8 protein-coding genes are annotated in these 12,404 nt (G+C 72.7%); 2 read left to right on the forward strand and 6 right to left on the reverse strand.

What is annotated here, in order from left to right; genetic code table 11:
• Nucleotides 1-37: 37 nt before the first annotated feature.
• From BLW86_RS09995 to BLW86_RS10010, 4 genes are read right to left on the reverse strand one after another with little or no spacing between them, the layout of a single operon-like run.
• The gene (locus BLW86_RS09995; RefSeq protein WP_371129466.1) at nucleotides 38-1,882 is read right to left on the reverse strand and encodes an IucA/IucC family protein; all 1,845 of its coding nucleotides are present in this window, start codon (nucleotides 1,880-1,882) and stop codon (nucleotides 38-40) included.
• Nucleotides 1,883-1,942: 60 nt separating this feature from the next.
• On the reverse strand, nucleotides 1,943-2,599 hold the full coding sequence (locus tag BLW86_RS10000) for a GNAT family N-acetyltransferase (protein WP_093873706.1): 657 nt from the start codon (nucleotides 2,597-2,599) through the stop codon (nucleotides 1,943-1,945).
• A gap of 60 nt (nucleotides 2,600-2,659) precedes the next feature.
• Nucleotides 2,660-4,735: an IucA/IucC family protein gene (locus BLW86_RS10005; RefSeq protein WP_093873707.1), complete on the reverse strand. Its 2,076-nt coding sequence runs from the start codon at nucleotides 4,733-4,735 to the stop codon at nucleotides 2,660-2,662.
• 38 nt (nucleotides 4,736-4,773) lie between these two features.
• Nucleotides 4,774-6,231 carry a diaminobutyrate--2-oxoglutarate transaminase family protein gene (locus BLW86_RS10010; protein ID WP_093873708.1) on the reverse strand — a complete coding sequence of 486 codons (1,458 nt, stop codon included), beginning with the start codon at nucleotides 6,229-6,231 and terminating at the stop codon, nucleotides 4,774-4,776.
• Nucleotides 6,232-6,560: 329 nt separating this feature from the next.
• Here BLW86_RS10010 and BLW86_RS10015 point away from each other — a divergent pair, with 329 nt between their 5' ends.
• Together BLW86_RS10015 and BLW86_RS10020 are read left to right on the forward strand one after the other, a co-directional pair.
• A complete protein-coding gene (locus BLW86_RS10015; RefSeq protein ID WP_093873709.1) occupies nucleotides 6,561-7,733 on the forward strand; it encodes a trypsin-like serine peptidase in 1,173 nt (390 codons plus the stop codon).
• Nucleotides 7,734-7,851: 118 nt separating this feature from the next.
• Nucleotides 7,852-9,024 (forward strand): trypsin-like serine peptidase, encoded by a 1,173-nt coding sequence (locus tag BLW86_RS10020; protein ID WP_093873710.1) that lies wholly within the window; start codon nucleotides 7,852-7,854, stop codon nucleotides 9,022-9,024.
• A gap of 74 nt (nucleotides 9,025-9,098) precedes the next feature.
• Here BLW86_RS10020 and hflX read toward each other — a convergent pair whose 3' ends face one another.
• Both hflX and BLW86_RS10030 read right to left on the reverse strand, forming a co-directional pair.
• A complete protein-coding gene (gene hflX / locus BLW86_RS10025; RefSeq protein WP_093873711.1) occupies nucleotides 9,099-10,592 on the reverse strand; it encodes a GTPase HflX in 1,494 nt (497 codons plus the stop codon).
• A gap of 145 nt (nucleotides 10,593-10,737) precedes the next feature.
• Nucleotides 10,738-12,228 carry a M1 family metallopeptidase gene (locus BLW86_RS10030; protein ID WP_093873712.1) on the reverse strand — a complete coding sequence of 497 codons (1,491 nt, stop codon included), beginning with the start codon at nucleotides 12,226-12,228 and terminating at the stop codon, nucleotides 10,738-10,740.
• Nucleotides 12,229-12,404: the final 176 nt, after the last annotated feature.

Consider the following 12,404-nt stretch of genomic DNA (forward strand, 5'->3'; position numbering starts at 1 on the left):
AGCCCTGCCACCCTACGGGGCGGGACTGACAGCCAGGTCACGCGAGTGGGTTGGGGACGGTTCCGTGGACGGCCGCGTGCGGGCGGTCGGGCCGGTCCCGGTAGCCGTCCAGGTGCAGACGGTTGCGGTTGAGGCAGAGCCGCTCGATCCGCGGGGTCAGGAGGTCGAAGAGCTCGAACCGTTCCTTCAGCTCGGGGAAGCGCGCCTGGTACCGCAGGATCTCGGCTCGGACGAGGCCCCAGAAGTCCTCCTCGGGCACGCCGAGTTGTTCCTCGCAGAGGGGAGCCAGGTAGCGGAAGACGCCGACGAAGAGCCCCGAATGGATGAACTGGGTCAGGAATCCGGGCTCCTCCGTCAACAGGACGTCACGGACATCATCCGGGAGGGTGGCGTGTTCGGGGAGGGGGTGGGCACTGATGTTCACATCGTCGACGAAGTCCTTGATCGCCAGTCGGACCGGGACGTCGTCGCCGTCGTACACGACGATGGCGTTCTCGCCGTGGGGCGAGAAGACCGTGCCGTACCGGTAGAGGAAATGCAGCAGCGGGGGGAGCAGAGCGGTGAAGAGGTGCTGGAGCCAGACTGCGGGGGCGAGCCCGGAGCGCTCGACGAGCTCGGCGACGAACGCCCGGCCTTCCGGGTCGGTGTGGAGGAGCGAGGCGAGGGTGCGGGCCCGCTCGCCCGGGGGCAGCCTGAGCGGCTCGCGCCAGATCGCGCCGAGCAGTTCCTTGTACTGGTACGGGACTTCGGGAAGCCGGTCGTACAGGGGGTGCTCGACCGTGACGGAGGCGACCTCACCGAGGAGGATCACTCCGCACTCGTCCCGCAGGAACGGATCGGCTTCGCGCAGGCCGTGGACCCAGGCGGTCACGGCGGGCGCGGCGAGGGTCCGCTCGGTGGGCAGTCCGCGCCAGACGAGGGTGTTGAGCACCGACAGGGGCAGCTTGACGGTGTGCCGGTCGGGGCGGCTGGTGTTGAGGAAGGTACGGACGGACTGCTGCGGCAGCCGGAGGTCGCCGTCGGCGGGGAGCGGGACGACGGTCCCGGCGGCGATGGCCGGGGCGTAGAGCGGGAGCAGGACCTCGTCCCACTGCCAGGGGTGGACGGGCAGCAGGAGGTAGCCGTCGGGTTCGTGACCGCGGGCGGTCAGGGCGGCCCGGAAGGCTTCGTGAACCTCGGGGTCGAGCTCCCGGGCATAGAGGCGGTCGGGGGTCTCCAGGCCTGCCACGCCACGGTAGGCGGCGAGGCGGTTGCTGACGGCGATCCACGGCAGCCGGGTCGCGCGGCGTGCCTCGGGGGCCCAGTGGGCGGCGTCGGTGGCGGAGAAGCCGATGCGTCCCTTGTTGAGGACGAGCCAGGGGTGACCGGTCTGATGGCCTTCGAGTTCCGCGTAGGACAGTTCGGCGAGCCGGTCGGCGGTGAGGGCCGTGTGGTCGAGGCGGGCGTCGGCGGCGAGGGTGGCGGAGAGCTCGCGGATCAGATGACCGAGGGTGGCGCCGTCGAGTCGGAGGAGGTGACGGGCGCGGACCAGGAAGTCGAAGGGATCGGTGAGGGGCCGGCCCTCGTGGGCGATCGAGCCGGCGGTGACGTGCCAGCTGCCGTAGGCGCCTCGGCGGGCACGGAAGGTGAGTGTGGTGCCGTCGTCGAGCCGTAGCGCGTGGCGGTCGGGCTCGCCGTCGTCGGCGGGCACGGGTTCGACGATCTCCTCGTAGGCGAACTCGGAGAGGGCCTTGGCGAGGAGACGGGAGGACGCCCGCGTCCAGGCGGCGGCGTTCAGCTCGGGGGGCGCGAGCAGTTCGGGCACCGGGGCGGGGCTCTTCGTGGGAGCCGGGACGGCCGGGGTGGATGGTGCGGAGTCGTGAGGTGCAGGGGATGTCGACACGGGGACTCCTCGGGGTGGGCACCGCTGTGGGCCGAGCGGTGCATATGAGAAAGGGACGGTTCACAGAACGTGACGAAGGGCCCGGTCACGGATCATGAGCGCGGCCGTTTTGTCGGAAAGGTCGACTTCTGCCGCGTAGCGGAAGCCGCCACTGAGGAACGCGGAGACGGAGGGGGTGTTGCGGATGTCGGGTTCGGCGACGACCCGGGTGCAGCGGGGGCGGTGGTCGAGGACCAGATCGGCGACGGCGCGCAGCAGCGTGGTGCCGACGCCACGGCCCCGGTCGGTGACGCCTCCGATCAGCAGATGGACACCCGTGTCATGGGGAAGCGCCGGGTAGTGGCGGGCGAGCGGGTCGAGGTCGGCACGGTAGATCTCGAAGTAGCTCATGGGCGTGCCGTCGAGGACGCCCAGGCAGGGGACGCTCCGGCCGTCGCCCTCGAGTTGGGCGCGGACGTGTTCGGCGGTGACGGTGTCGGGTCCGGCGAGCTCCCAGAAGGCGGCGACGGCGGGGTCGTTCATCCATCGGGTGAGCAGCGGCAGATCCCGTTCGAGTCGCACGGGTACGAGCCGGAAGGAGCCGACGGGGGTGTCGGCAGGCCCCCAGGCGGCGACGGAGTCGAGCAGATCGCCGTCGAGGAGGGCGACGAGGTCGTCGACCCTGAGGTCCAGGGTGTCGTCCCCCGGCGGGTCGACCGGTGGGCGGGTGGGTGACACGGTGTCGCTCTCCTCTCGGCGGCGCGGTCGGGGCGGGGGTGGGACGGCGCCGGCGCGGGTTCAGGTACGGAGGGGGTTGGTGACGGTGACGTAGACGGACTGGGTGTCGACGGGCCCGACGAGCTCGTCCAGGCCGTGCAGACGGGTGAGGAGGTTGGCCTTGCTGCGCAGGGTCGCGGCTTCCAGGAGCCGGTGCGGAAGGGGGGAGCCGAGGCTGGTGGCGGAGGTGAGGAAGCTGCGGAAGGCGGCGAGCAGGACGCGTTCGTCGGCGAGGTGCTGGGCGCCGAACGCGCCGATGAGGCCGAGGACGTTGTTGATGCCGAGGTAGTAGGCGAAGCGCTCGTCGGTGACCTGGTCGGAGACGAAGGTGTCGCTGTCGGCGCCGATGCCGGGGAGGCGGCTCTCCAGCTCGCCCCGGTGGGACTCGCGGAAGTAGTAGCCCTGGTTGTCGCGGTAGCGGCCGCCGATCGGCCAGCCGTCCGGGTCGAGGAGGACCAGGGTGTTCTGCTGGTGGGCCTCCAGGGCGATGCCGGCGTGGCCGTCGAGCCAGAGGACGGGGCGGACGACGTGGTCGAGGTAGCGGAGGAACCACTCGGCGGCGACTGCGGTCGTGGGGCGGCTGGTGCGGGCGGAGAGCCGTCCGATGACGTCGGCGAGCCGGGAGCGCATGGTGGTGGCTCCGGGCCAGGGGCGGGGGGTCGTGAGGGAGGCGATGCAGACGGCGTCGTCGCCGGGGCCGAAGGGGTTGTGGCGGATCATGACGTCGAGTCCGGGGACGGGGGTGCCGTCCGGGGCGTCGACGGCGAGCCAGGCGGGGTCGCGGACGATGTCGAAGCACGGGTGGGCGGCCTGCCACTCGTCGACGAGACCGGTGCGGAGCAGCCGGTGGACCTCGACGCCGCGGTGGAGTTCCTTGCGGAGGTTCTCGCGGCGGGAGTTGGTGATGCGCAGGCCGAGGGAGAGCTTGAGCATGGCCCGGGCGCCGGGGCGGTGCACGGTGCGGACGGAGGAGGTGGGGTGCCAGGGGGTGCCGTGGGGGCCCAGGTCGTGGAGGAGGCCCGCGTCCAGGAGGGCGCGGACGTCGGGGCGGTGCAGCAGTTCACGGGCCTGCCAGGGGTGCAGGGGCAGGGGGGTGGTGCCGGCGGGGAGTGCGAGTCCTTCGGCGAGTCCGGCGGCGAGCTGCTCGGCGGTGACGGGCCGGCCCTGTTCGGTCCAGGCGGAGTCGGCGGCGAGGACGGTGCGGTCGACGGCGAACCAGTGGAGGGGGAAGGAGCCGTGCAGTTCGGGTGAGTAGAGCCGGCCCTCGGCCTCGGAGAGTCCTTCGCGGCTCTTGGGGGTGGGGTGGAGCGGGTGGCCGAGCAGCAGGGACTGTTCGGCGGCGAGGAAGAGGTCGGCGTCCGGGTGCGGTTCGGGCCTGCGGCGGCGCTCGGTGAGGAAGTCTGCGGTGCGGCGGGCGGAATCGGCGACGCGGCCGACGAGATCGGTGCCCTCGGAGCGGCCCGTCTCCCGGCTGAGCAGGACGGCCACCGTGACGGCGTCGGCGGCCGGCACCGTGGCCGGGAGCCCTTCGAGGGCGGGGGCGCCGAAGCGGTGCCAGCCGGTGGGCGACCAGTAGCGGACGGGGACGAGGAGGGCGGTGCCGCTGGCGTCGAGGGGGACGCGCAGGGTGGTGGATCCGGGGGCCGGCAGGTTCTTCTCCCGGACCCAGCAGCGGAGGAGGTTCTCGACGGCGGCGGCGTCGGCGGCGCGCTGCGGGTCGGGGTCGTCCAGCGGGTCGGAGGCACCGGCCGGGCGAAGGGGCCGGGGCTCGTACGGTCCGGTGTGCTGGCGCGGGACGGTGTGCTCGTCGCAGCCGACCGGGTCCGGCCCGTGCTCCTGCCCCTGGGTGCCCCGACGCTCGACGTGGGGGGCCGCGGAGTGGAGGGGTTCCCCGGGGAGGGACGCCGCGTGGGGTGCCTCGGGGCGAGCGGCCTCCGGGTGGGGGGCCGCCGCCCCGCGGAAGGTCTCCGTGTGGAGGGCCTCGGAACGGAGGGCCTCGGAGCGAGGGGGCTCCGGGTGGCGGGGCGGTTGCGGGTGGGGGGCGGTGGGGTGGGGGCGGTCGGTGACGGGGGCCGGGGAGGTGGGGGTGGCGTTCACGGGGGCTTCCTTGGGGGTGGGGGCCGGGGCGGTCCGGGTCAGTGGGACGGGCCGGAGGCGTTCCGGGGGGCCGTGGCCCGGCGGGAGGCGGGCGGGTGGGGGGTGTGGGCCCGTTCGGCCGCGGCCAGGGCGTCGGCGAAGCGGTCCAGGACGGCGGTGGCCTGCTCGTCGGTGAGGGTGAGCGGGGGCAGGAGCCGGACCACGGCGGAGTGGCGGCCGCCGAGTTCGACGATGAGCCCGCGGGCGAGGCACTCCTGCTGGACTGCGAGGGCCAGGGTGGGGGCGGGGGGCGGGACGGAGTCGTCCGGTCCGGCCGCCTCGGGATCGACGAGTTCGACGCCGATCATCAGGCCCCGGCCGCGGACGTCGCCGACGCAGGGGTGGGCGGAGGCGAGGCCCTGGAGCCGGCCGAGGATCCGGGCGCCGAGGGTGCCGGCCCGTTCGGCGAGCTTGTTCTCGCGGACGTACGCGAGGGTGGCCGCGCCTGCGGCCATGGCGAGTTGGTTGCCGCGGAAGGTGCCGGCGTGGGCGCCCGGTTCCCAGGCGTCGAGTTCCGACCGGTAGACGATGACCGCGAGCGGGAGGGAGCCGCCGATGGCCTTGGAGAGGACCATCACGTCGGGCACGACGCCGCTGTGCTCGACGGCCCAGAAGGCGCCGGTGCGGCCGACGCCGGTCTGGACCTCGTCGACGACGAGGGGGATGGAGCGGTCGGCGGTGATCCGGCGCATCCGGCGCATCCAGTCGTCGGGGGCGGGGATGACCCCGCCCTCGCCCTGGACGGCCTCGACGAGCATCCCGGCGGGGGTGGTGACGCCGCTCTTGGGGTCGTCGAGGAGGGTCTCGGTCCAGTGGGCGGCGAGTTCGGCGCCGCGCTCGCCGCCGACGCCGAAGGGGCAGCGGTACTGCTGCGGGTAGGGCAGCCGGGTCACGCGGACCTCGGGTGCTCCGCCGGAGGCGTCGAGGGCTCCGGCCGTCATGCCGTGGTAGGCGCCGGTGAAGGCGAGGAGCCCGCTCCGGCCGGTGGCGGTCCGGACGAGTTTGAGGGCCGCCTCGACCGCGTCCGTGCCCGCGGGGCCGCAGAACTGGATGCGGGCGTCGTCGGCGAGCGCGCCGGGGAGGGTGGCGAACAGTTCGGAGGTGAAGGCGTCCTTGACGGGGGTGGCGAGGTCGAGGACGTGGAGGGGCGCTCCCGATTCGAGGACCTTCCTGATGGCTTCCAGGACCACGGGGTGGTTGTGGCCGAGGGCGAGTGTCCCGGCGCCGGACAGGCAGTCGAGGTAACGGCGTCCGTCGGCGCCCTCGATGGTCAGCCCCCGGGCCCGCACGGGGACGATCGGCAGGGAGCGGGCGTAGGTGCGTGCGGCGGACTCGCGCTGGGACTGGCGGCGCAGGATGCCCTCGTACTCGCCCCCTTGGTCCGTCGGCCGGTCCGTCGGTCGGCTCTGCGTGCGCGCGGCCGGTGGGACGGCCGGAGCTGATTCGGTCACGGCCACGGCTCGGTGTCCTCCCGCTGTAACAGTTGCGTTGCACATCGGGGCGTCGCGGAGCCGCCGCAAAGGCCGCCCTGAACGCCACCGTTGTGTCCCCCGTCCGTACCAACGACGGGAACTGCCGGGGATCACGGGCCGGGGGGAAGGAACTTGGCGTGTCCCGGATCACGGCACGGCAACGGCTGAACGGGGTCCGGAACCGCCGGTGGGGCGCGTACCGTCCCCTCCGGCACCGGCATAGTGGGGGCCGTCGGTCGTGTCCGCGAGGACCCGGCCGCTGTTCGCCCACGCACACATTGCACACGTTGACGTAGTCCCAGGGGGATCACCAGATGCGATCGATTCGTCCGCTGCTGATGGCGGCTTCCGCCGTCGCGGCGCTGACGCTCACCGTCACGGCCTGCGGTCCGAGCGAGGAGAACGCGGGAGACAAGCCCGTCGCTCCCGTGAGCCTGGACCCGGACAAGATCAAGATTCCGGAGGACCTGAAGGACCGCCTGAAGGAACACGGGATCGACCTCGACAAGTGGCGCAACGGCGAGTGGAAGAACTGGGACCGCGACAAGTGGCTGCGTGAGGCCAAGGACTTCGTCAACCCGATCATCGAGGACCTCTGGGACCCGGACCGGATGCGCGAGGCCGAGCGTCCGGACAAGCCGGTCGAGGAGGAGGACATCTCGGGCGACAAGGGCGTCACCGACCCGACTCCGGCCCCGGTGCGGGCGAAGGCCGTGACGGCGAAGTACCACGACAACGCCCCCGAGTCCGGCAAGGTCTTCTTCGACGGCCCCGAGGGCTCGATGGTCTGCTCGGCCACGGTGGTCAAGGACCCGGCGCACCCGGGCAAGTCCAACCTGGTCTGGACGGCCGGTCACTGCGTGCACAAGGGCAAGCAGGGCGGCTGGTACCGCAACATCGCCTTCGTGCCCTCGTACAACGACTCGGCGATGGAGACCTCGGCGCTGGAGAAGGCGACGCGGGAGCAGATCGCCCCGTACGGCGTGTGGTGGGCGGACTGGGTCAAGACCTCCGACCAGTGGATCGCCGAGGGCGCGTCCACCGGCGGTGCCGGCGCTCCCTACGACTTCGCGGTCATCAAGGTGACGCCGGAGAAGGGCTCCTCGGGCAAGTCGCTGGAGGAGACGGTCGGTTCGGCGCTCCCGGTGGAGTTCAACGCCCCCGCCGTGCCGAAGATCGCGGGCATGACGGCGACCGGCTACCCGGCGGCGCCGCCGTTCGACGGCCAGAAGATGTTCCAGTGCCAGGACAAGCCGGGCCGGCTGTCCCTGAAGGCGGAGCAGCCGACGATGTACCGGATCGGCTGCACGATGACCGGTGGTTCGTCCGGCGGCGGTTGGGTCGCCAAGGGCGGCGACGGCAAGCCGGCGCTGGTGTCGAACACCTCGATCGGCCCGTCGACGGCCGGTTGGCTCGCGGGTCCGCGCTTCGGTCCCGAGGCCAAGGCCGTCTTCGACGCGGTCAGCAAGAAGTACGCCGGCCAGTAGGCGCGGCGGACGCGGAGGCGGGGCCCCGGGGGTCCCGCCTCCCCCCATGTCCGGTCCGACCGGCATACTGTGCACCGCTCATGACACGTCCATGGCAATACCAACGGGGAATACATTCATGCGTTCCGTACGACTCCTACCCGCCGCCCTCGGCCTGGTCGCCGCGCTCACGCTGACCGCCACGGCCTGCGGACCCACCGAGACCCCGGCCGACGGCAAGCCGACCGCCGGGGCGAGCAGCTCCACACCCGCCGCCGACGGGGGCGACGCCGGCGCCGACCTCACCAAGGACCTCGCCGACAAGCTCAAGAAGCACGGCGTCGACCTGGACAAGTGGAAGCAGGGCGAGTGGAAGAACTGGGACAAGGACACCTGGCTCCGTGAGGCCGAGGACTTCGTCAACCCGGTGATCGAGGGGCTCTGGGACCCGCCGCGCATGCAGTCGGCGAAGAGCCCGGACCAGACGATCACCGCGCAGGCCGGTGCCGGTGGCACCGACCCGACGCCCCGCCCGGTCAAGGCGCAGCGCGAGAAGACGCCGTACCACAACTACGCGGCCCCGGTCGGCAAGATCTTCTTCGACGCGCCCGAGGGCCACATGGTCTGCTCCGGCACCATCGTGAAGGACCCGCGCCGCCCCGGGAAGTCCAACCTGGTCTGGACGGCCGGCCACTGCGTCCACGCGGGCAAGAAGGGTGGCTGGTACCGCAACATCGCCTTCGTCCCGGCCTTCAACGACCTGGGCAAGTCCCCCGCCGCACTGCAGAACGCGCAGCCGCACGAGGTGTACCCGTACGGCCAGTTCTGGGCCGACTGGGCCGTGACCTCGGGCGAGTGGATCAACGCGGGCGGCACCAACCAGGCCTGGCCGTACGACTACGCCGTGCTGCACGTGCAGCCCGAGCTCGGCTCGAAGTCCCTGGAGGAGACCGTCGGCGCCGCCCTGCCGGTCGACTTCTCCGCGCCGACGGCCGCGCAGTCCGGCACGATGGGCGCCTGGGGCTACCCGGGGGCGCCGCCGTACAACGGCATGATCATGCACAAGTGCCTCGACCGGCCGACGCGTCTCACCACGGCCCCGGCCACGCCGACCATGTACCGGATCGGCTGCACGATGACCGCTGGTTCCTCGGGCGGCGGCTGGTTCCGCGTGCTGCCGAACGGCAAGACGGCGCTCGTGTCGAACACCTCGATCGGCCCGGCCGGCAGCAACGGCTGGCTCGCCGGACCGCAGCTGGGTCGCGGCGCCAAGGCCGCCCACGAGATGGTCAGCAAGAAGTTCGCCCGCTGACACGCCCGAAACGGCAGGACAGCAGAAGGCGCCGGCCCCTCCCGTGCGGGAGGGGCCGGCGCCTTCGTGCTCCGTCAGTGCGCGGCGGGGACGTACGGCGCGAGCAGCGCCGCCAGTTCCTCGTGCACCCGGGCCTTGAGCAGGGTGCCCTCCGGGGTGTGCTCCTCGGACTCCACCTCGCCCTCGGCGTGCACCCGCGAGACGAGCCCGCCCTGGGTGTACGGCACGAGGACCTCCAGCTCGACCTCCGGGCGCGGCAGCTCCCGGTCGATGAGCGCGAGCAGCTCGTCGATGCCCTGGCCCGAACGGGCCGAGACCACGATGGAGTGCTTCTCCATCCGCAGCAGGCGCTGGAGGACCAGCGGGTCCGCCGCGTCGGCCTTGTTGACGACGACGATCTCCGGCACGTTCACCGCGCCGACGTCGCGGAAGACCTCGCGCACGGCGGCCAGCTGCTCCTCCGGGGCGGGGTGCGAGCCGTCCACCACGTGCAGGATGAGGTCGGACTCGCCGACCTCCTCCATGGTGGAGCGGAACGCCTCGACCAGGTGGTGCGGCAGGTGCCGGACGAAGCCGACGGTGTCGGCCAGGGTGTAGACCCGGCCGGTGGGCGTCTCGGCCCGGCGGACGGTCGGGTCGAGGGTGGCGAACAGGGCGTTCTCCACGAGGACGCCCGCGCCGGTGAGGCGGTTGAGCAGGGAGGACTTGCCGGCGTTGGTGTATCCGGCGATGGCGACCGACGGCACCTTGTTCCGGCGGCGCTCCTGCCGCTTGATGTCGCGGCCGGTCTTCATCTCCGCGATCTCCCGGCGCATCTTCGCCATCTTCTCGCGGATGCGGCGCCGGTCGGTCTCGATCTTGGTCTCACCGGGGCCGCGGGTGGCCATGCCGCCACCGCCGCCGCCACCCATCTGACGGGACAGCGACTGACCCCAGCCGCGCAGTCGCGGCAGCATGTACTGCATCTGCGCGAGCGCGACCTGCGCCTTGCCCTCTCGGGACTTGGCGTGCTGGGCGAAGATGTCGAGGATGAGGGCGGTCCGGTCGACCACCTTCACCTTGACGACGTCTTCGAGGGCGATGAGCTGGCCGGGGCTGAGCTCGCCGTCGCAGACGACGGTGTCGGCGCCGGTCTCGAGCACGATGTCGCGCAGCTCGCGCGCCTTGCCCGAGCCGATGAAGGTGGCCGGGTCCGGCTTGTCGCGGCGCTGGATCACGCCGTCGAGCACGAGGGCGCCAGCCGTCTCGGCGAGGGCCGCGAGCTCCGCGAGGGAGTTCTCCGCGTCCTGCACCGTCCCGGAGGTCCAGACACCGACCAGCACGACGCGCTCGAGGCGCAGCTGGCGGTACTCGACCTCGGTGACGTCCTCGAGCTCGGTGGAGAGGCCCGCGACACGGCGCAGCGCCGCGCGCTCGGAGCGGTCGAACTGGTCGCCGTCCCGCTCTCCGTCGATCTCGTGGCTCCAGGCGACGTCCTCTTCCATCAGGGCATCGGCCCGAAGGCTCTCGGTACGGCTCGTCTCCGCGAAGCTCTGCTCGTCCTGGGAAGGGGAAGAAGAGGAGGTCATTGGATCCTTACGTCGATGAGGAGATTGTGTCTGTGCCGGTCACAACGCCTGCGGGCGCCGGAAGATTCCCGGGCCCGCCCGCGTCGGCCGGAGGATCCGGCCGCGTCGCCGACCTGAAGATGGTGTCACGGCCCCGCCGGGCCCGTCACCCGGGTTTCGGCGCGGTCCCCGCAGCCTCGGCGGGACGACTGCGCCAGTCCGGGTGCCCGGGCATCGCCGGGGTCTTCGCCTCGTACAGCCAGCCGTGGAAGAAGGCGGTGAGGTCCCGGCCCGCGACCTCGCCGGCCAGCGCGATGAAGTCGGCGGTGGTGGCTGTACCGTCCCGGTGCTCGGCGACCCAGCGGCGCTCCAGGGTCCGGAAGGCCTCGGTGCCGATCGTCTGGCGGAGTGCGTAGAGGACGAGGGCGCTGCCGTCGTAGACGACGGGCCTGAAGAGGCTGATCTTGTGGCCGGGCGTGGGGGGCTCCGGGGCGGCCGGCGGGCCGCCGGCGGCGCGCCAGCCGTCGGAGGCGGCGTAGGCGCCCTTCATGCGCTGCTCCAGGGACTTGCCGGCGGTCTCCTCGGCGTACAGCGCCTCGTACCAGCTGGCGTGTCCCTCGTTGAGCCACAGGTCGGACCAGGTGCGGGGCGAGACGCTGTCGCCGAACCACTGGTGGGCCAGCTCGTGGACCATGACGGCGTCGACGTACCACTCGGGGTAGGCGGGCTCGGTGAAGATCCCGCGCTCGAAGAGCGAGAGGGTCTGGGTCTCCAGCTCGAAGCCGGTGTCCGCGTCGGCGATGAGCACGCCGTACGTCTCGAAGGGGTACGGGCCGACCTGCCGCTCCATCCACTCCAGGTGGCCGGGGGTGCGGCGCAGCCAGGGCTCCATGAGCTGCCGGTCGGCGGTGGCCACCACGTCCCGTACGGGCAGCCCGTGGGGGCCCTCGCGGTGGACGACGGTGGAGCGGCCGATGGAGATCTGGGCGAGCTCCGTGGCCATGGGGTGCCGGGTGCGGTACGTCCAGGTGGTGGTGGCGCCGTGGTCGACGCGGCCCGCGGGGAGTCCGTTGGCGACGACGGTGAGCTCGCTGGGGGCGGTGATCCGGAAGGTGAACCGGGCCTTGTCCGAGGGATGGTCGTTGGAGGGGAAGACCCGGTGGGCGGCGTCGGCCTGGTTGGCCATGGCGAGGCCGTCGCTGGTGCGGACCCAGCCGCCGGTGGCGGCGGGGCCCGTGGGGTCGCTGGTGTGGGTGACGGTGATCTCGACGTCCTCGCCCGCGTCGATCGGGACGACGGGGGTGACGACCAGGTCCTCGCCGCTGGTGGTGTACTCGGCGGGCAGGCCGTCGACGGTGACGGCGGAGACCGTGCCGTGGGTGAAGTCGAGGTTGAGCCGCTCCAGGTCCTCGGTGGCGCGGGCGTCGATCCGGGTGACGGCGGCGAGGGGCTTCGTGTTCACCCCCGGATAGGTGACGTCGAGGGTGTAGGCGAGGACGTCGTAGCCGGGGTTGCCGAGCTGTGGGAAGAGCGGGTCCCCGATGCCGAGCGGCGCGGGGGCGGGCAGCGCGGCGGCGACGAGTCCGGCCGAGGCGGCGACCAGGACGGCGGAGCGGAGCCACCGCGCGCGGGGCAGGGACGTTCGGACGAGCGGCATGGGCCAGGGCCTTTCCGGAGGAATGGCCCTACGGCTACCAGGACCGCCGCCGCCCACCGGGGCGGCGCGCGCGCCGGCCACCCGAAGGGGGTCGTCGGCCGGGGCCGCGAGTGGCGGTCACCCGAAGGAGCGTCGCCGGCCCGGGCCGCGCGGATCCGGCCGCCCCGGGGAGCGAC

The sequence above is a fragment of the Streptomyces sp. TLI_105 genome (assembly GCF_900105415.1).
In the GTDB taxonomy this organism is placed as follows: domain Bacteria; phylum Actinomycetota; class Actinomycetes; order Streptomycetales; family Streptomycetaceae; genus Streptomyces.

What these genes read in the sequence shown, in the direction of transcription:
- BLW86_RS10030 (WP_093873712.1), bottom strand. Translation starts at nt 12,228, where the DNA reads ATGCCGCTCGTCCGAACGTCCCTGCCCCGCGCGCGGTGGCTCCGCTCC.
- BLW86_RS10015 (WP_093873709.1), top strand. Translation starts at nt 6,561, where the DNA reads ATGCGATCGATTCGTCCGCTGCTGATGGCGGCTTCCGCCGTCGCGGCG.
- BLW86_RS10020 (WP_093873710.1), top strand. Translation starts at nt 7,852, where the DNA reads ATGCGTTCCGTACGACTCCTACCCGCCGCCCTCGGCCTGGTCGCCGCG.
- hflX (WP_093873711.1), bottom strand. Translation starts at nt 10,592, where the DNA reads ATGACCTCCTCTTCTTCCCCTTCCCAGGACGAGCAGAGCTTCGCGGAG.